This is a genomic window from Vibrio sp. 779(2023) (genome assembly GCF_033344285.1).
Taxonomy (GTDB): Bacteria; Pseudomonadota; Gammaproteobacteria; order Enterobacterales; family Vibrionaceae; genus Vibrio; species Vibrio alginolyticus.
This window is the reverse complement of record NZ_JAWPOM010000018.1, coordinates 20,871-39,423: the sequence shown is the minus strand read 5'-3', so window position 1 is coordinate 39,423 and position 18,553 is coordinate 20,871. Positions and strand designations below refer to the sequence as shown.

Below are 18,553 nucleotides of genomic sequence, written 5' to 3'. Positions count from 1 at the left end.
ATATTACTTAAATGTTGACCAGATTGGTGCGTGATCTGAAGGCTTCTCGATACCACGAAGCTCATAGTCGATACCAGATTCAATACACTTTTCCGCTAGAGAAGGGGTTGCCAAAATGACATCAATTCGTAGGCCACGGTTATCATCAAAACCGCGAGAACGGTAGTCAAACCACGAAAATTGATCGTTCACCTCTGGGTATAGCTTACGGAAGGTGTCCACAAAGCCCCAGTCTAGTAAGGTTTTCAACCATTCGCGCTCTTCAGGTTGGAATGAACATTTACCTGTTTTTAGCCAACGTTTACGGTTTGGTTCGCCGATACCGATATCTGCATCAATAGGGCTGATGTTGATGTCACCCATAACAATCAATTGCTCGTCGTTATTGTGATGATCGTTTAGGTAGGTCATCAGATCTTTATAGAATTGGCGCTTGTATGGGAATTTGGTTTCGTGGCTGATGTTATCCCCTTGAGGGAAATAGCCGTTTAGCACAGTGACCTTTTCGCCGTTTTCATTTAAAAACGTTGCCATGATCATGCGCTTTTGATGTTCCTCGTTATCCGTCGGGAACCCTTTTTGTACGTGTAGAGGCTCTTGCTTACAAAGCATTGCTACGCCGTAATGTGCTTTTTGACCATGGAAATACACTTTGTAGCCCATGGCTTCGACAGCTTCAATCGGGAATGCTTCATCGTGAACTTTAATTTCCTGAAGACCAATCACATCAGGTTGGTGTTTGTCGATTAGCGCTTGGAGTTGGTGCAGTCGCGCACGTAGTCCATTGATGTTAAAGCTGATTACTTTCATATTCTTTTAAACCTATTGTTATCCCTTGCAATGCCTTTTGGCTAAAGGGTTTTTAAAAACTACTAAAATGTATGTTGATGGATAATAGTGAAGTTTGTTGAGCAATGCCGCCACTTTGTCGCCATTTATGTCGTTATACTTTAAGGCTGCTGATAGGGTTGAAATTGACTACCGACGAAAGGTGATCTGGCGAAAAATGGGCGTAAACCATCGTTTGTTCAATTTTGACATGGCCTAGTGCCGCTTTCAAATCGAGGATGTTACCGCCATTACGCATGAAAGCCGTGGCGAAAGTATGGCGCAAAACGTGAGTAGCTTGTCCCTTAGGTAATTCAGGTAACGCTTTATCAATCCACTTATGCGCGACACCATAACCACATGTAAATATTCGACCGCTGGATGTGGGGTTAAGCTCTGCAAACAACTCTTCAGAGATTGGAATAGTTCTGTTTCGCTTACCCTTGGTATTTACAAACGTTATCTTATTACCGAATACATGCTCACCTCGGAGTAAAACCGCTTCATTGATGCGAGCACCAGTGGCTAAGCAGATTTTATAAATCAAACGCAGTTCGTCATGTAGCCAGCTTTTCTTAATCGTTTCAAAGAGGCGGATAATCTGTTCTTCCCTTAAAAACGTCAATTCAGATTGCGCCTTTTTGACAGGCTCGATGCCTGTCACGGGATTTGGGTTTCGCCACTCATTGAGTGCTATCAAGCGATTGAACATTGATTTCAACAGCGCAATGTCACCGTTGTTAGAGCTGATCGCCATTTCCCTGTTTTCACGGCCGCGACCTTTATTGACACGAGCAGCCCGGTAATGGGCGAGGTCATTAGAAGTCAGTAAAGACGCAATCGGGTTATTTAGTTCTTTGGCCGTAAGCATCATGCGGTATCTTGAACGCTCGCCGGATTTCAGGTTCTTACCGTGCAGTTGGTACCACAGTTCAATCACATCGGTTAAGCGGCGGTGATCGGGCTTATCGCCAAGCCAGGGCTTGTCGTTAACTTCGCGCATGGTGAATTGTTCAAAGGAAACTGCTTCACCTTTTGTGGCAAAGCGTTTGCGAATGCGCTTACCGGCTCGGCCCTGTGGGTAGCACTCACAAAGCCAAGGATTCTTGCTGCCGTCTTTGAGGTTACGAACTGACATCGGTCATATAACCTGCAAAATTTAAGAGAGAAAAGTAGTCGTTTCTAACTGCATGTTTGTCGGATTCTAAGTTGGTTCTGTAAACATGTGAAAATGCTTCAATAATGCTTACGACTTTACCTCCTGTTAGTGAGGGATTAATTTCAGCACTTATATATGAATTTATGTAGGTCATATCGTTAATATCTGAATTTGTTTTAATGTTACGAGATAGTTGATACAAAATATGATTTACAGAAACTTTTCCTGAAGAGTGTTTGGTTAATTGGAAATGCGGAACAATACTAGACTGATTTATTCTATCTTTACTATGAGAATTTGGAGAATTGTATGGTGATTCGTGTCGAGTATATAGTTCTCTGTAAAACTCTGGATAACGATGACGAAGAATAGAGAGAATAACTAGAGGCAGCACTCTATAAGATTTCTTTTGTGTGCATGCTACTTCAATATCATTCAGTATTTTTTTTACTTCACGTAATGATGTAATGCCATGCCATGTAAGGATATGAGAGATAAGTTCAAAATGCTCGTATTCTCCGGGGATAGGACCAACTATAGACGTCAGTTCAATTTCAATGAACTGCTTTAACGTCGGCGCTGAAAGTGTAGCGCTTCTATCAAAAAAACGACTCAAATAGCTAGTTGAATCAAACCCTTCACCATATACAGCTCTAATTGAATGTTGTAACTGCTCGGTATCCGTAGCCAGCACAAAAACAAAGTTTTTTGTATTAAAGAAATGCTTAACTGATTCAATTACTTCTATAGCGTAAGTCGGTCTGCAGCGGTCAAGTTCATCAATCAGGACATAGATAGGAGTAGATTTATCATTGTGAACCTTTATATATGCATCACTTAATTCAACAAGAGTCTGTTTAAAGTCATTAATGCCTTCTACCTTTTGCTTTTGTTCAAGCATGGAGGAGAAAGTGTCTTTAAGTGAATCGGTTAAATCGCTAGTTTCTAGACCAAGATCTTTTAGTCCATCTGATATGTCTGAAAACAGTGAATCATCAGCTTCCATTCCCCCTTGGCGTTTTACGAAGCCAAGGATTAACTTCCATGAAGTATTTTTGGCAAAATGTTTGCCACCTTCCATTAGTTTGTTTAGTAGGTCTTTGTTCTCTGTAATCGCACTCATCAGCTGTGAATGAAAAGCCTCAAGTAACGCTAACATAGCGTCATGAGTAAAATCAGACTTCCATGCATCAAAGTAAACAACAGGGTGTTTTTCTTTCAGCTCGTTATACCAGCACTGGAGGAAAGTAGTTTTACCCGCTCCCCATTCAGCATTGAGGTTAAGAACGTAGCCATCTTCAGCTTTTTCGTTGAGGAAGTCGGTTAGATGTTCGGCATAAGACCTACGATCGATGACTGGAAATTTCTCGAAAATTATGTCTGATGGGACTTCATGGATGTTAGACATAGTACGGCCTTTAATGTGTTACGCATGCAGCTTTCTATAGCTCGGTATAAATCGCCACTGGTTCGATTATGATTTCGTTGTGCTCCAAGCCATAGGTAAATTTGCTGACACCTATCATCGAAGACGAAATAGCTCTCATTTTAGACTTCATATCACCAACATCATCAGATGAAGTAACTTGAGCTAAGGGGTGTTTTTCTTGGAAAGGATCATCAGAGCACTTGTGGCTGATGACACCAAGTACAACAAACTCTCTTTGTGTCAGCCTTGAGTACTTTTTGATAATTGAATTTAAAGGCTCTCTTAGATGGTCTCGGTCTAGATACGATGAGAAAAGAGTATCGTGCAATAACTGATGAAATTGAAGAGCACCATTTTGGCCAAATTCAAGCAACTCAATAAGAGACTCCTGAAACAACTTAGGCTGTCTTAAGTTGGATTCAAGCGCTTGTTTTTCGATGTTATGGTTTTTGAAAAACTCTTTAGACACCGCAGAGTCTTTGTCTTTAACGTTTGAACTTAAATGCTTTTGCTCAAGTATTGTTAACTCAGTTTGCATCTGGGAGATGATTATATTCTCACCAATGCGATTAAAGTTTCGATAGATATTTAGTACTTCTTGCGAATCCGCGACCAGCATTTGAGCCTTGATTTTGACAAAGGAATAATCGGAAATTGAGGAGAGGATATCCTCTGTAGAGGCCAGTGAATTTATGTCAAGAAGCTTGCTTTCTTCTTCTAATCGTTTTTGAAACAGGTTGAATGAGTGATCGTGAAGGAATTTCTTTGTTGTTGAAGAGGATGTTTCTCTAATAACATCCGCAATGATTTTTCCAGAGGCTAGTTTACCTTTTTGTGTGTGCTGATCGGTGTGTTCAACATGATGTTCGTTGAGGACGTATTCGGTAACGCCTTCGAAGAGTTGAGAGGAGAAAGAATAGAGTTTTGGTTCATCCAAATAGATAAAGTTTTTAATCATTTTCCTAGCCTAGTTTTATCTTTATGCCGTTTTAGCGCAGCAGATAAGCGCTCTTTTTTAGATTCGTTAAAAGCGTCGATAGAGTATTTGCGTTTGGTATCGATAAATGTCCAAACGGAAAATGTGACAGTTAATATTACCGCGATGATGCCGATTGCATTGATAAGGATACTCAACATGTAACTTCTCCACCTGTTTGCTCGTGCTGTTCAGATTTTGCTTTTGAACTGAGTCTAAAGAAAATGACAAAGCAGAGTATAAATGAACAAGCGGCGAGAACCATAGACGAGTTGGTTAAATGTTCGACATTGATACCTTTAACACCCGATTCGAGCATCAATAATAAACACGTCAGCGCTCCGTAAAAAAAGATTGCGACAATCGACCCGGCGTTACTCATTGTTTTCCAGGTTTGATCGCCTGACATATGTTCCAATTCATTGAAAATGGATATGTGTAGTACAAAACCTACAGCGATAAAGTCTGCCGCGTTGAGTGGCTTAACTGTTTCCATAAACGAACAAAAGAACAAACGTAACCCTATTGGTATTAGCCCAATGATTACGGTATACCAAAGCCATTTCGTTAACTTCGACACCTCAGATGATTTGCTTTTAGTCACGATATTCCCTTATAGTTTTGCGTCACCGTACTATCGATTAGTTGAATCAAATAGCCAACCTACTCAGTAACTTTCTTTCGATCTTCCTGCTTTTGCTGCGCAACACCAATAAGGGCCTGCATACGTTGTTCACGTTCATGCCTGTTGATGTACCACTCTTTAATGAGAATTTCTAAAAGGTTGATTAACAGAGCTGCTTCTTCTGGCTCGACATCAACTATCACGTTAATGTCTTTTTCCATATGAGCGCCGATATTCCCGATACCACGGACACCGTCAATGGCTGCCCATGTAAGAGGGTCAATTTTGTCTTTAATACTCTTGATTTCATCTACTAGACGCGCAGGTTTAACTTCCCAAAAATCTCGCAAGATTCCCTGTAAACATCTGCGTGCCAATGTTGCCGATGACTTCGGGCTAAGGTCTCTAATTAAGCATGCTTCTTCATAGTCGGAGAGAATTGCTTTTGGAATGTAATCTGGAAAAGTCTTCGCTGTTGAATTTGGTTGAAGCTGCCAAGAGCGTAGTACGGCATCTGGCTCTTGGTCTATGTGTGCATATTTTTTGACCAAAATTGCAGAAATCGAAATTTCGCGGCAATTTGGGTTTGGGCAAGTAGTCACCTCAGTTTCAATCATGAGCGCCACCTCGAATTTATTACCGTGGTCAAAACTGTGGCGATCAATACTCAAGTGATGTCCATCGATAGTTGCATTATGATTGCAGTATGGGCATTGCCATGAATGAGCCATTTCAAACTCCTAACCAATTTAATTATTAATCTTTCCTCAAAGTCGTCGCCAAGCGGGCAAGTATTTTGAGGTATTTTTCTGAAACTTCTAGTTGGCGATACCAACCAAAGTGTCATAAAAATCACCTTCCACTGTTAGGGTCTTACCACCAAGTGCAAGCTGTTTGTCGAAGTCTTTCGATGAAACAAGAACAAGGTTATAGCTAAGCGTTAGCTTTTTAGCTTCTTTATCGTTTTCGATGACTTCTACATCAAAACGAGTCTTGTGCTTATTTGAGATAACGAAATATTGACCATCCATGTTTGCAGTGGCCTCAAGGTCTAAGTTATCTCTCATGTTGTTGGTCAGCTGATTACCATTTAAAAGCGCTGATAGAGATTTGGTGTTGAAAGTGTATTGGATGCAGCTTTGCTCGTCGCTAGTGCAGTTATAGATGGTGGCTGCTGGTTGATTGTTTTTAGTGAAACCATCACCAACTAATATCACTTTCATATCGTCTTGCGCGTAACTGAATGCAGCACACAGCCCAAGAGCTAAGCCAATTACATATTTCATTATCTTTCCCTAGCCAATTTTTATTATTTAAGTTTTGTTTCTAACACTACCTTACCGATTACCTCGATATCACCGTCCTGAACTTCAATCGTTTGTCCGTCGAAAGCGATGGCGAGTTTGCCGGGTAGGCGTTGAACCTGGTTGATTGAGTATCGGCCGTCGATGCCAATGAGGTAATTACCATTCATTGCGTCGTTCTCTTTCTTATCGACCAATACCACACTTTGGTTGGTTTCAATTTCAATGAGATCGGCATTCTGTAAACCAAAGCCATTAATGCGGCGAACTGGATACGGCACTTCACCTGTATCTAGAAGCTTTCCATTAGTTAAGCAGAAGCTTTTGATAATGACCGAGCCGTGCTGCGGGTTTTCCACACACTCAGCGCTATGATAAGTAGCCGCTTTTTTTGCTCCGTCACTGCTTCTTACTTTATCTCGGTCTTCCGGTTTTAAAGCCAACTCTTCAATAGGCACACCCAAAGCTAAATGAAGCCGAACCATTAACTCATGTGACGTGCGATTGTGAGTGTTCCATGTGCTGAAAGTTGTTTTTGGAACGTCAAGCAACTCGCTTAGTTCTTGGAAATCATTGCAATCAGTTAAAAGCTTTAATCTCCTCGTGAAATCACTACCTTTCAAATAGTCAAACGGAAGTATTTTTCGTTCTTTCATATGGCAAATTTGTCCAATATCTCAGAAATAGTCATTTAACTATTTACACAAGTCGCATGACGATCTAAGATTCTCGTGTCTCAAGATTAGTGAGAATAATCGTGAGTACAGTGAAATGTTATTAAATCAACTAAGTAGGATACCACCATGTTGTCATACAACCCAGTATTACCCGTGCCATTTGTGACGTTTGAGGAATACTCTCGCATCACTGGTCTCAAGCTTGAAACGATTCGAGACTACGTGCGTAAGGGCAGAATTATCATCCAAGAAAAAAGAGCCCCAAAAGAAAAGCCGCTGGTAAACCTCATTGCAATGAATGAGATAGCTGCTCGTGAAGCGCTGGCAAAACTAGGATAAGCCATGCGTTTTTCCTCCCTGATTCCAACCAAAACTTACTGCCCGCTTTGGCTTCATTTATTCGCCTGGGCAGTCATTTGCATTCCAACGTTGCTATAAGGATTGTCAAACATGGACGCAAACATCGCCATGTGCAGATTACGTGAGGCCAAACAAAACGCGTTTGACGAGGCGTGCTGCGCATTTGCAACCAATCACAACATGGCTGGATTAGCCAGAAAGATGGACATGGGCGAAACCATGCTGCGCAACAAGCTCAACCCAGAGCAGCCGCACAAGCTATACGCCATTGAGTTAGCTTGGTTGTGTTACCACTCCGGCGACTACTCAATCCATAACGTTCTTTATAGCAACTTGGGCACCGTGACCGTGGCACTGCCACAGGAATCAGAACAGAAAAACTTCATTGAGCGCACGTTACTCAACAACGCGCTAAGCGGCGAGCTTTCTGGCGATGCAATGCAAATGTGCACCGCAGAGCGCCTGCCGCGTTCAACCAAAAACAAGACCTTAGCCAAAGCGCATGCCGCACTCGGCAACCTTGTTTTGATGATTTCCGATTTAGAGAACCGCACGACTGGCGCGACACCCATGTTGTCTATGGGGCTGGATTTCTTCGCCAACGGTGCGCCCATTCCCGGTTTAGCCTAAGGAGAACCGAATCCAATGAGTCAGTTAGCTATTCAACAAGAACAATTACAACAAGCACCCAACGCCAACGAGAGCATTGCTGCATGCAAAGCGCTTTTCAACGGTTCCGCTACACGCGGCAAGTTGAGAAAGATGTTCAACGAGCTGCCAGACAAAAGCCGCGGTTTGGTTCTTATCGCTGGCGGCATGTCTCCAAAAGATTACCAACGTGAGTTTGAGTCGTTCGACGATTTAGAACTGCAAAAAATCCGCTCAGGTATGCAGTACCTAAAAGAAATGATCGTGGGCTTTGATAACACGCTCGGCGATGTTCGTCGCCTCAAACACTACCAATTCAGCAACACCCATTAATCACCAAGCCAGCCGTTTTGCCCCCGCTGTATCCATGGGGGCCTTTTTTTCGTCTAAGCGTAGGAGCATAGAGATGAATACCAATCAAAAGTTAACCGAAGCAAGAAACCTCATAGACCAAGTTCTCAACCGTAATGTCGGCACTATTGGGCATGCGGATTTACCTGCAGAAGCACTAGCGCAAAAGCAAAAGCTATTTAGCGGCCTGAACACCAACCGTGATGTGTTAGACATTGTGAATGCTATTAATGCGCTGGCGATCAGTAATCAGGATGTAATTGAAATTCACACCGGCTTTGTAGCCAACGTAAATTGGTTCGAGACAATTGCTTATGTGAAAGGATGTAAGTACGAACCGGGTGCAAATAGGTTGTTTCAGAAGCGCGTTCGACTCGGTGAAGAAGATGCTTTTGCCCAACTATTAGCAATCGAAAGCGAGATAACGGAGCTCGTCATTGAAGCCCGTGAAGAAGCCGAAGCAAAAGCGGAGGTGGGAGCATGAGTTCTACTAACGGGAAAGTGCAACCTCGCGAGCTGTATCCAACGCCGCCAGAAGTAGTCGACGCACTTCTATCTAAGTTGAAGGTTCGCCCAACCGACAAGTTTTTAGAACCTTGCTACGGTACAGGTGCGATCTTCGACAAGATAGATTTGCCAGAAAACCAAAAGTCATTTGCTGAAATCGAAAAGGGTATTGATTACCTAGCGACTGAGTTTGGTCAGCAGGACGTGATCATTACTAACCCGCCTTTCTCTTTGACGGAAGAGTTCATTCGCAAAAGCCTAAGTGAACTGGCACCGGACGGCACCATGGCTTACTTGCAACGTGTTAACTATCTCGGTTCTAAAAAGCGCCTGCCGTTCTGGTTTGAAATAGGCTTTCCGCCAAAGTGCCCAATCATCGTTCCTCGCCCTCGCTTTGTCGGCGGCGGGTCAGATTCTTGCGAATACGCTTGGTTTATTTGGGATAACGGCAACCGCTTCGATATTCCTCAAGGTTTAAGTCATATCGTTTCAGTTGGTCATGAGGTGGCAGCATGAGATCAGATTACATCTACGAACTAGACGGCCACAAAGGTCAATCCGCGATCGCGAAAGCGTTTGGCGTTCCTCTGGGTACTTTGAAATCTCGCTTACGTAACGGCAAGACGATTCGTGAAGCGGTTCATTTTGTTGATGGCCGTGAGAACAATTGCGGCGTTGCTACTCACGAGTGGAAGGGCATCAAAGGTGTCGACAATATCGCTAAAGCTATTGGTACCACGCACACCACAATCTACAAGCATTTGAAAGCAGGTTGCACCATAGATGAAGCGGTAGCGAAGGTTCAGAAAAGCCATAAGCGAGCTGAGCAAGTTCGCAAGCTTCGCGCTAAATCAACAGCCAAGCCAATTGAACAGGTTGGCATCAAGAAACCAACTGAAGTTCCAGAGCTATGGCGTTTGGCCTTAGGTTTTGGTGGATAAGAACAATCGTGTCGAAGTACCTAAGCGAACCAACAGAAATCGAACTATTAGACTTAGATAAGTTCGGTTTTGACCATGACTACAAACGTGCTGCTTCTCTGGCTTGTCAAAGTTGGGGAAGCTTGCACGTTTTTCCGCAAGCGCCAAAAACACTAGCGGATGCTTGCTTTGGTGCAAGACGTTTTGATGATTCGCAAGAACCTGACGACCTGAGTGTGCTCGAACGTAAACTGTTTGAAGCAAACCCAGATGACTTTGAGTGGGCGAAAGACAAAATCCAAGGTCTGCCAGACTACTTAACCAAGTACTTTGTTACTCGCTACATTTCTGTTTTCGAAAAGAAAGGTCGCAGAGAAGCAAACATCTTTTTGCGTGAACGAATGGGGCCAGCTGCAGAGCGTGCGCTGATGGTTTTACGTAAATACAAAAAACTACCTACAACACAAAAGGTTTCTTTGCTTAGTGAAGAGTTTAACGACACTGAGCAAAGCGACTTTTCATCCAATCAGCAAATGTTTTTTGACTTTGATAAGGCAGAGCGAAATCGCAAGCCTGTAAAAAGCCGAATACTTGCAGAGCTTGAGCCATCTGAAGTTAAAGAGATGGCTTACAAGATTTCACTTATTGTTGATCGCTTCACTCGATTAGAAGGCGATAAATACCACGCAAAGACCGAACTTGGTACCACAATGGCCGTGGTGTTCACCTATGAGCAAGTTGCTAAGTTCGTGACCAACACTTTCGGTGTTAAGCCTCCTCGCAAGTACAAAGACCAGTCCGAGCTATCTGCACTGCAAGACATTTCAAAACTGATCAGCGAGAAGTGGTGGTGTGGCCGTCTTAATAAAATCCGCAAAATCATGCGTGAGCACTTAGCCATTGCAATGGGCCAAGTGTCTTCTAAGGCTTCACCGTATGCGTCTTGGGATTGTGTTAGAGAGCACCAGGAGCAGCAAACGGCTAACTATGAATACATCAAACAGTGCCAGCTATTGGATGAAGAAACAGGTGAAGAAGCTGATTTGTGGGATATGGTCAAAAAGAGTGTGGCTAACCCTGCGATTCGCCGTCATGAACTAATGGTGCGCTGCCGTGGCTGTGAAGACATTGGCAATGAGCTTGGTTTACAAGGTTTGTTTTTAACGCTGACCACGCCAGCTAAATATCACAACTCATACAAGAAAGGCGGTTTCATTGGTCACTGGAACGGCGCAAGCCCACGCGATGCGCAAACGTACCTAAACAATGTATGGCAACGAATCCGCGCAAAGTTAGGTCGTCTAGAAATCCGTTGGTTTGGGGTTCGTGTTGCAGAGCCGCATCATGATGGCACACCGCACTGGCATTTGCTTATCTGGGTTAAGCCAGAACAGAAAGATACGATCACAGAAATATTTGTTGATTACGCAACGAAAGAAGATAAGCACGAGCTATTTGATAAACAGGGCAAGTTTGATTACTCGGCTCGTTGTGATGTAGGTGAGATTGACCCAGAGAAAGGCACCGCAACAGGCTACATTGCTAAATACATTTCCAAGAACATTGACGGTTTCGCTATGGACGATGAAGTGTCCGACGAAACAGGCAAATCCGTTAAAGACATGGCAAAGAACGTCAGCGCTTGGAAAAGTCGCTGGGCTATTCGTCAGTTTCAATTCTTCGGTGGTGCTCCGGTAACGACTTACCGTGAGCTGCGCCGCTTCGCTAGCCAAAACAAAAAAGCTTTTATGGAATACGTTTTCATGCAAGAACGCGCTGACCTGTTGGATATGTACCACATGCTGCACCGCCATGTGGTTGGCCCGGTAAAACCTGACCGCCTGTTAACCAACAAAGAGTTGGTGGAAGTGATCGGCAAAAACTACCAGGCACGAATCCAGTCTGATGAAGCTTGCATCGTAGACACAATGAAAGCTGCAGACCATGGTAACTGGCAAGGCTACATCATGGGGCAGGGTGGTCCATTCGTTAAGCGCGAAGATTTGCTGATCACCAATTCATATCAAGTACTTCCATTCGCATCACCTCACGGTGAAGACGTGCGTAAGGTGGAAGGTTTTCAAACACCGGAAGCGATCGTGAAAACTCGCACTAAAGTCTGGACGATTCAGAAGAAATCAAAGGTAGAAGCTGAAGTTGAAGCGATCACCCAAGGGAGCGCAGCGACCGCTATTGGAGCCTCTGGCTCCTCTCGGAGTTCTGTCAATAACTGTACGGAGCATCGCGAGGTACAGGTCAGCGATCAGCTAACCCGAATTTTAGACCCGGTGAATAGTCGGGCGAATAACCCGCCAAATATTGATGAAACGGCACTGGCCGCACTGCTAAAAGGCAGTTCAATTCGCATCGACGATGCAACCAGTATTCAAATCCGCCCTGCGGAGGTAGACGAACACGGCAATATACGTCCGGCACAGCTGGTCGAGGTAAGCCGTGCGCCTGCAGATGATCTTAAATGGATGGATTTCGAAGGTTGGGACAAGGTATTCGCCCAACCAGAACAGCAAGAGTATCAACAACCAGACCTATCGTTCTTCCCTGATGGGGACGACTGGCCGTTGGTTTAGGGGATTATATTTGCGAGGAGAGTTGACTCGAATCGGGTTTTAATTCGTCACATCTAGCTACGCATCGTTTAGCGGTAGCAATGCTTTCTGCAGCTTCTTCTTTACTGACATTGTCTTCTAAATCGTAGTCAGCTTCATTTCGTTTTGCGCGTTCTTGTCTCAGCATATACGAAAGGCCTTTCAGTTTGTTGAAAGGTAGACTTTCATCTAATTCGGCATCTGATTTTAAGTATTCGATTAACGATGCATGGTCCCCCAATCTAGGGTAACTTCTAGGTGGTTGATCTAAAATACTCAAAACTTTGTGATACATTGCGTAATAGCTTCGACTTATCGCACAACGATACTGGATTTCCGTAGAAGCGTTGCTAAAAATCGATTTACTCTCTTGCAGAAAGTCTTCCGGTTTAACTGACACCTAAACTCCTTACTTTGGGCATAAGTTCCTTTTGGATACTGAATCTAGCGACCAATGGAATGTCGTCTAACCCAGATTCAATAAGCTTCTCAGCTAGTTCCCAGTTTAAGTCTGCAACGTCTTCTGGAGCACTTTCTACAAAAAACACCATAGTCATTTCATTTTCTTCAAATGATTGATAAATACGACATTGATTGATGACTGTGTGGTTGTGTTCCTCTGTAACTTGCGCAGCAATCTCTGAAATAGAAGCGTATACATTTTCCTCTAGTCCATGTTTGGTAATGCCTTTGTGCATAAAGCTAGCTAAAGTCATCAGTGCTCCGTGAGTATCACCAAGTCGATCGTCAATTTGGCTCACTTCTATAGTATTTAGAAGGGTCATAATAAGTTCGTATGATGGTGCTTTAGTTAAAATAGCTGCAAATGCAGGGACATAACTAGGATTTGCAGCAAGCTCTTTGTTGCTCAATAGGATGTCGAGAGTTGTTCTCATATATCCATTAATACAGAGAGTTGAAATAGTATTCATGAAAACTGCAGAGCCAGCGCCATAATGATACGCTTTTAGAGCTGTTTCTTTTGCCTTTTCATTCTCATAATTTGCAGTATGGATTAGAGACTCGATTGTGTAAATCTGTTCATAATCCGGTAATTGCTGCGCTTTTTTCAAATAACGAGCTTTAGATACCTCATCAAGAGGAGTCTCACTCGCTATTGATTGCAACAACTGCTTCATTAGAGAGTTGTGTTCAGTCAGCGCGTTAGGAGAAGTCAAGCTATATACACCTTTATATAAGCACCCAAAACGGATGCAAGTTTCAACAGTACCGTATACACCATATATAGGATACTAAAGGAGCGTTACTATATATGAAGATGAAAATTCAAACAATGTGCGCATTGTCAAAACTTACTCAATATGCATCAACACTCACCAGTATTCGTCTGTTTTCTTATATACCACTGACTATTATAGCCAATACATACAGAGGCTTTTGATTCTTATTATTTCTCTGAAGCCAATTTGTTTCGAAACTTCCTGATAATCAATGAATATCATTTTTGTGATTTGTGTCAACTTTCTATGGCCTTGCGCGATCTGGAACCTAAGTTAGCTTGTTTTGGTAAACAACGCATTTACGCAGTTAGGAAATGCTTTACCGCCTGTTTAAATGATGTAGCAGCGTGATTTCTATTAACTCGAAGTAACAAAGGAAAATTCTTAATGAGTGAATTATGTCTAAAAACTACTGTAGAAACCTGTATGGATATACAGTATATTTCACTGGTCATTGGTAAGGGTGTTGATATGTCGAATAAAAATCAAAACGATATCATGTTGTCTGCGTTAGAAATCGTCATTGATGGCGTAGCAAATAGTGAGGCGACAGAAAGAACTCGAGCAGCAGGTGCGTACATAGCAGGTTTAATACTGGCGGATGCGAAAGGGCAGTTGGACTCCAAAAAACAAAAAGCCATCTTGAGTATTATCGAGATGGCTTGCGAAACGGAGAGTACTGCTTTTATGTCGAATTGATTTACAACATAGATAGTTGGTGTTTGAGCTGTTGCCGTGCCTCTGGCGGCAACGCCTTACACAAGTTGAATGCCAGTTGGCTTGTCGTTTTTGCCGATGGGCTCAACGTATGGCTATAAGACAAATTCATCACAAACGTGTGCCCACATTCGGGGTCACTGCAACTGCAATACAAATCTGAATGACTGTTGGTTAGGCGGTTGGATTTTTGGATACGGCTTTTGCTTCCACACTCTGGGCACAACACTCTCATAGTAAACACCTAGCTTATTGACTGACCTAATAATCATACGCCAATAAGCTGTGTATTTGTACAGTCTAAAACGAAAGTTTACGCAGCATCTCCAACAGTCAAATCAAACTGCAAGTGAAGGTTCGGTGGAATCTCTGGGTCATTGTTTACTGCATCCATAAAACGCTTACATACCGGAATCACTTCATACTTATCGTACACATTGCTCACCTTGATTGGGTCGGGGATGGTGCCGCCCGTTTGGGAGAACATGCCACCCATACCGGTTGGGAAACGGTGGCCGACAAACACATCCTGAGCTGTGATGTTTTTGATTCGCTCAAACTCATCTTTTGTGGCGATATCACCAACCGGAATCAGTTGAATGCCTTTCTCTTTGCCGTTTGGAATGTTCACAAACATACTGCGAAAATTACCCACGCCCTTAGAGCTCTGGATTTTTTGGCGCAACGCTTCTTCGTCTTTTTCATCCAGATTCGGGTCCGTTGCGTAGAAAATGAAACCCATGTGCGCACCGTTCAGGTAATAACGGCGGCGAAATAGTGTAGCATCGCGGTTTAACAAGCTGCTTTGAATACTGCCCAAGTAATCGGGTAAACCATACACCTGTTGTTGTGGGTCATACTGAGGTATGAAAACCACATCCTTTGCTTTGAATACCTTTTGCTTGTTATTGCTAAGGAGCTGGACAAAATCGCCGTTTCTGCGCTTTCGCATGTGTACCATTGGCAATGGGTGTAAACCAATCACCTTTTTCCAGTGATTTCGAAGTTTAACAAACGCCGCCATCCCTAAACCGAAGTAATCCCACGTTGCGTTATTCATTAAGAACATGGACATCGCCCCACCTTGTGAGAAACGTCCGGCAACATAGTTTGCTCGTGCTTTGAGTAATGAGCCGTGATAGCCATTGGCATTGGCAATATCAGCCAAGCCTTTGAGTGAGATTGGTGTTTCCCAGTAGTCTTCCATATCGTTGTAGACCAACTCACAATAGCGGGTCATCCAACTGTTGGTATCAACAGGTTCGGGAGTCGGGTCGAAACTGTATACCGATTTTGCTTCGGTTGGCGTATCTGCCGTTTCGGTTTGAATCATTTGCTCTGTCATGCTGCTAATTGCCCTTGTTCTGCGGAGAATGACCAACGCGATTTGCGTTTAGTACTGTGGTCGAGAGGTTCGTTAATGAGTGCGTGAGACAATGCCCAGAAGTCATCGGCATGACCAACCAACTCGCTTCGGTCTGCTTTGAACGTCATCATGTTGCCGCTGTTGGTCGATGTGCGTTTGATTGCCATAAATGACATGGCGGTTTCTTTCATGTTTGCGTCAAACTGCAAACGGTTACCGTCAATCACATCAATCATCTTCATCACCAAGCGGTTTTTGTTTTCGTTGGAATAATGAATGGCCACGGTTTCGCGTGGGTGCTTGTTGTACAGTAGGTCGTAAACACCTGCACCAATGCCTGTGATATCAATCCCGAGGTAAGTCACATTGAAGCGTTTGAAGACTTTGCTGATCTCATTGGCTTGATGTTGGAAGCTCAAACCACGCCAATTGTGTTTTTCCAGTATGCGGAATTTCTCCACGGCAACGATTGGTGGAGCGACGACCATCAACACGGCATTGTCTCGGGTTCGTGATGGGTCATACCCTAGCCATACCTCACGGTTACCAAATGGTCGCGCTTTCTTGACGTCGTAGTCTTGCCAAATAGAGGCATCCACCATGCACTTTTGAATCTTGTTGAATTCAAAGATGGAGCTGGCACCATCGACGAAAACACACATGAAGAGGTTGTTGAAGTCGGTTTCACTGTACTCTTCGCGCAGTTCGTCAATATCAAACAAGTCACAACCACCTGCGGCGGCATCTTCAATGGTGACTACGTAACGCCATTGTTTATCGGGACATAAACGACCACCCTTGCGGTAATCTTCGAATGTCGGGAACTCGATATTCTTGCGTGTGTCTTTACCCTCACGCCATTTGTCACCCGTCCAGAATGGATAAGCGGGGTGCATTTTGGTGGATGGTGTAGAGAAGTAGGTTTTGCGCCACTTCTTATGTGTCGCCATTGCCGATGCAACTTTGTTCAGATCGTCAAACTTACCAATCCAAAAGTACTCATCGACATAAACGTGACCGTGGTAACTCTGCGCCGTTTTGCCGTTGGTCGAAAGGAAGTGAAGTTCAGCCCCGTTCGATAAGGTGATCGGGTTGCCTTGCAGTTCAAGGTTTAAGAACTCCTTGGCTAGCGAGATGATATAACGACGAAATACCTCTGCTTGTGCGCGAGAAGCGGATAAGAAGATTTGGTTGTCACCAGTAAGGATGGCGTTTTCTAGCGCTTCACCACTGAAATAGTAAGTGGCACCAACTTGGCGAGATTTAAGGATGTTACGAATACGCTGATGCAGGTTGTTACGCATAACCACCTGGTATTCAAACAAAGAGTCATGCCAAAGCTTGAAACACTCTTCGGTGATCTCGCTGACATCATTCTTTCCTTTCTTCTTCGACTTACCAGGGCTGCTATTGCTGTTTGAATCGTCTTTAGCTTGTTTGGCGTTGTTGCCTTTTTCAGACGGATTGGCGGCAGGTTTTGGCGTTTCAGAGGCGCGGAGTTTCTTAAGTTTGACGTGATGGTCAATCAGCCGATCGAGCATATCCAATTGCGGTTTGCTTGGGTTTTCAATCTCAAGCAAGGTTTGGATACGATTCGCGATAGCTTCATCAATCGTTTGTTCACGCAGCATATCACGCCAACCAAACTTATCCGCCCAATAGTAGATGATGCGATCGTTATTGAGGTTCAGTTCGTCGGCGATTTCACGTGGCGTCCATGCCTTCAAATAGAGGGCGCGGGCGGCTTGTCTGATTTCGGGAGAATATGCCATAAGCGAATGATACGCCCCGAAAACACCTTGATTCGCCTACAAAAATTCCTTCCTTTTCCAGTTTTTCAAATATCCGAATTCACCCGAACACAAGTTGCTGAAAGCCTAAAAACTTGGGCGTATTGTTGCGGCATCTAAAGGCAACTTCGCATTAACCAGTAAGAGTGTTACCACATGCCAAAAACCAGTGATTGGGTAGTGGTTGCCACAGAAGGCAACACAGTAGACGGAAGAAAAATTGCCGCATCTTGGATTAAAGATATGGCGGAGCAGTATTCGAAAGAAGAATACACAGCTTTAATTTGGCCGGAACACTACCGCAGTGATTGGACACAATACAAAGGCAAGAACTGGGGCATTGTTGAAGAGCTAAAAGCAGAAGAGAAAGACGGCAAACTTCGCCTGTTCGCCAAGCTGACACCTAACCAATTCTTGCTAGAAGCAAACAAGGAAGGTCAGAAGCTATTCACTTCTATCGAACCAAATCCCGACTACAAGGGTGAGGGGCGTTGTTATCTTGAAGGTCTAGCTGTGACTGACTCCCCAGCCTCTACAGGTACAACGCTACTCAAATTCTCACGCTCTAGTAATGGGCAAGAAACGACTTTGGAATCTGACGCATTAGAAGAGGTCGATTTTTCTCAGTGCTTAACACGTTTCGAGCGTTTCTACTCGTTTTGTAACCACATCTTTAGTTCTGAGCATGAGCCAGAACAATCAGTAACACCTCAACCAGAGGATGAAGAACCAATGAACAAAGAGCAGTTCGCCAAAGTGATGTCGGCAATTGAAGGCATCGGTAACAAGCAAAATGAACTTGAAGAGAAGTTCAACACGTTTGGTAAAAATACGCCCGAAGCGCCAGAAGATGACGAAAGCAACCCAAAGCCGGAAGGTTTAACACCGGAGCAGTTTTCGACACTAACTGAGCAACTTGAAGGCATTGCGACTAAGCAAGGTGAGTTGGAAGAGAAGTTCAACCAACTGAGCCAGGAAGTACCAGACCAACGTCCTGATCCTGCGCCTGCGGGTGACGATTACATGCCTGTTTAATCACAGGCGCTTGA

At 43.8% G+C, this 18,553-nt stretch carries 23 protein-coding genes; 10 read left to right on the top strand and 13 right to left on the bottom strand.

Going from position 1 to position 18,553, the window contains the following annotated elements; translation table 11 throughout:
• Positions 1 to 3 precede the first annotated feature (3 nt).
• From xthA to R8O70_RS19005, 5 genes are all read right to left on the bottom strand, one after another.
• Positions 4 to 810, bottom strand: coding sequence for an exodeoxyribonuclease III (gene xthA / locus R8O70_RS19025; RefSeq protein WP_005378433.1), 807 nt, complete (start codon positions 808 to 810; stop codon positions 4 to 6).
• Between the two features lie 133 nt (positions 811 to 943).
• A complete protein-coding gene (locus R8O70_RS19020) occupies positions 944 to 1,966 on the bottom strand; it encodes a tyrosine-type recombinase/integrase (RefSeq protein WP_318184318.1) in 1,023 nt (340 codons plus the stop codon).
• Complete coding sequence (locus R8O70_RS19015; protein ID WP_252094131.1) at positions 1,953 to 3,395, bottom strand: P-loop NTPase fold protein; 1,443 nt, start codon at positions 3,393 to 3,395, stop codon at positions 1,953 to 1,955. Before R8O70_RS19015 ends, R8O70_RS19020 begins: the two co-directional genes overlap by 14 nt.
• 34 nt (positions 3,396 to 3,429) lie before the next feature.
• Positions 3,430 to 4,374, bottom strand: coding sequence for a hypothetical protein (locus R8O70_RS19010; RefSeq protein ID WP_252094132.1), 945 nt, complete (start codon positions 4,372 to 4,374; stop codon positions 3,430 to 3,432).
• Positions 4,371 to 4,553: a hypothetical protein gene (locus tag R8O70_RS19005; protein WP_252094133.1), complete on the bottom strand. Its 183-nt coding sequence runs from the start codon at positions 4,551 to 4,553 to the stop codon at positions 4,371 to 4,373. Before R8O70_RS19005 ends, R8O70_RS19010 begins: the two co-directional genes overlap by 4 nt.
• A 273-nt stretch (positions 4,554 to 4,826) precedes the next feature.
• On the opposite strand from R8O70_RS19005, the gene R8O70_RS19000 reads away from it, so the two are divergent.
• Complete coding sequence (locus tag R8O70_RS19000) at positions 4,827 to 5,066, top strand: hypothetical protein (RefSeq protein ID WP_252094134.1); 240 nt, start codon at positions 4,827 to 4,829, stop codon at positions 5,064 to 5,066.
• Here the strand turns inward: R8O70_RS19000 and R8O70_RS18995 are convergent.
• From R8O70_RS18995 to R8O70_RS18985, 3 genes are all read right to left on the bottom strand, one after another.
• Positions 5,056 to 5,748 (bottom strand): DUF4145 domain-containing protein, encoded by a 693-nt coding sequence (locus tag R8O70_RS18995; RefSeq protein WP_318184317.1) that lies wholly within the window; start codon positions 5,746 to 5,748, stop codon positions 5,056 to 5,058. The genes R8O70_RS19000 and R8O70_RS18995 overlap by 11 nt on opposite strands.
• 87 nt (positions 5,749 to 5,835) lie before the next feature.
• Entirely contained in the window at positions 5,836 to 6,303 is a 468-nt protein-coding gene (locus R8O70_RS18990) for a hypothetical protein (protein ID WP_318184316.1), read from the bottom strand.
• Between the two features lie 23 nt (positions 6,304 to 6,326).
• Positions 6,327 to 6,872: a helix-turn-helix domain-containing protein gene (locus R8O70_RS18985; protein WP_412034575.1), complete on the bottom strand. Its 546-nt coding sequence runs from the start codon at positions 6,870 to 6,872 to the stop codon at positions 6,327 to 6,329.
• A gap of 252 nt (positions 6,873 to 7,124) precedes the next feature.
• Here R8O70_RS18985 and R8O70_RS18980 point away from each other — a divergent pair, with 252 nt between their 5' ends.
• The 7 genes from R8O70_RS18980 (at position 7,125) to R8O70_RS18950 (ending at position 12,372) form a co-directional block, all read left to right on the top strand.
• A complete protein-coding gene (locus tag R8O70_RS18980; protein ID WP_045588167.1) occupies positions 7,125 to 7,337 on the top strand; it encodes a hypothetical protein in 213 nt (70 codons plus the stop codon).
• 111 nt (positions 7,338 to 7,448) lie between these two features.
• The gene (locus R8O70_RS18975; protein WP_140130709.1) at positions 7,449 to 7,988 is read left to right on the top strand and encodes a phage regulatory CII family protein; all 540 of its coding nucleotides are present in this window, start codon (positions 7,449 to 7,451) and stop codon (positions 7,986 to 7,988) included.
• Positions 7,989 to 8,003: 15 nt separating this feature from the next.
• Positions 8,004 to 8,339: a hypothetical protein gene (locus tag R8O70_RS18970; protein WP_025587973.1), complete on the top strand. Its 336-nt coding sequence runs from the start codon at positions 8,004 to 8,006 to the stop codon at positions 8,337 to 8,339.
• A 73-nt stretch (positions 8,340 to 8,412) separates the two neighbouring features.
• On the top strand, positions 8,413 to 8,841 hold the full coding sequence (locus R8O70_RS18965; protein ID WP_318184314.1) for a hypothetical protein: 429 nt from the start codon (positions 8,413 to 8,415) through the stop codon (positions 8,839 to 8,841).
• Entirely contained in the window at positions 8,838 to 9,380 is a 543-nt protein-coding gene (locus R8O70_RS18960; protein ID WP_318184313.1) for a DNA methyltransferase, read from the top strand. Before R8O70_RS18965 ends, R8O70_RS18960 begins: the two co-directional genes overlap by 4 nt.
• Entirely contained in the window at positions 9,377 to 9,805 is a 429-nt protein-coding gene (locus R8O70_RS18955; RefSeq protein WP_318184312.1) for a hypothetical protein, read from the top strand. Before R8O70_RS18960 ends, R8O70_RS18955 begins: the two co-directional genes overlap by 4 nt.
• Positions 9,775 to 12,372, top strand: a complete 2,598-nt coding sequence (locus R8O70_RS18950; protein ID WP_412034574.1) for a replication endonuclease — start codon at positions 9,775 to 9,777, stop codon at positions 12,370 to 12,372. Before R8O70_RS18955 ends, R8O70_RS18950 begins: the two co-directional genes overlap by 31 nt.
• Before the next feature lie 4 nt (positions 12,373 to 12,376).
• Here the strand turns inward: R8O70_RS18950 and R8O70_RS18945 are convergent, their stop codons facing one another.
• Positions 12,377 to 12,790 (bottom strand): HEPN domain-containing protein, encoded by a 414-nt coding sequence (locus R8O70_RS18945; protein WP_064376263.1) that lies wholly within the window; start codon positions 12,788 to 12,790, stop codon positions 12,377 to 12,379.
• A complete protein-coding gene (locus R8O70_RS18940) occupies positions 12,780 to 13,568 on the bottom strand; it encodes a hypothetical protein (RefSeq protein WP_064376262.1) in 789 nt (262 codons plus the stop codon). The genes R8O70_RS18945 and R8O70_RS18940 overlap by 11 nt, the downstream gene beginning before the upstream one ends.
• A gap of 450 nt (positions 13,569 to 14,018) precedes the next feature.
• Here R8O70_RS18940 and R8O70_RS18935 point away from each other — a divergent pair, with 450 nt between their 5' ends.
• Positions 14,019 to 14,330, top strand: coding sequence for a hypothetical protein (locus R8O70_RS18935; RefSeq protein WP_031858241.1), 312 nt, complete (start codon positions 14,019 to 14,021; stop codon positions 14,328 to 14,330).
• 1 nt (position 14,331) lies between these two features.
• Here R8O70_RS18935 and R8O70_RS18930 read toward each other — a convergent pair whose 3' ends face one another.
• The 3 genes from R8O70_RS18930 to R8O70_RS18920 form a co-directional block, all read right to left on the bottom strand.
• Positions 14,332 to 14,583, bottom strand: coding sequence for an ogr/Delta-like zinc finger family protein (locus tag R8O70_RS18930; RefSeq protein ID WP_079765352.1), 252 nt, complete (start codon positions 14,581 to 14,583; stop codon positions 14,332 to 14,334).
• A 78-nt stretch (positions 14,584 to 14,661) separates the two neighbouring features.
• Positions 14,662 to 15,693: a phage portal protein gene (locus R8O70_RS18925; RefSeq protein WP_064376261.1), complete on the bottom strand. Its 1,032-nt coding sequence runs from the start codon at positions 15,691 to 15,693 to the stop codon at positions 14,662 to 14,664.
• The gene (locus R8O70_RS18920; protein WP_318184311.1) at positions 15,690 to 17,486 is read right to left on the bottom strand and encodes a terminase large subunit domain-containing protein; all 1,797 of its coding nucleotides are present in this window, start codon (positions 17,484 to 17,486) and stop codon (positions 15,690 to 15,692) included. Before R8O70_RS18920 ends, R8O70_RS18925 begins: the two co-directional genes overlap by 4 nt.
• Positions 17,487 to 17,660: 174 nt before the next feature.
• Between R8O70_RS18920 and R8O70_RS18915 the strand changes: the two genes are divergently transcribed.
• Positions 17,661 to 18,539 (top strand): GPO family capsid scaffolding protein, encoded by an 879-nt coding sequence (locus R8O70_RS18915; protein WP_140273454.1) that lies wholly within the window; start codon positions 17,661 to 17,663, stop codon positions 18,537 to 18,539.
• Positions 18,540 to 18,553 lie beyond the last annotated feature (14 nt).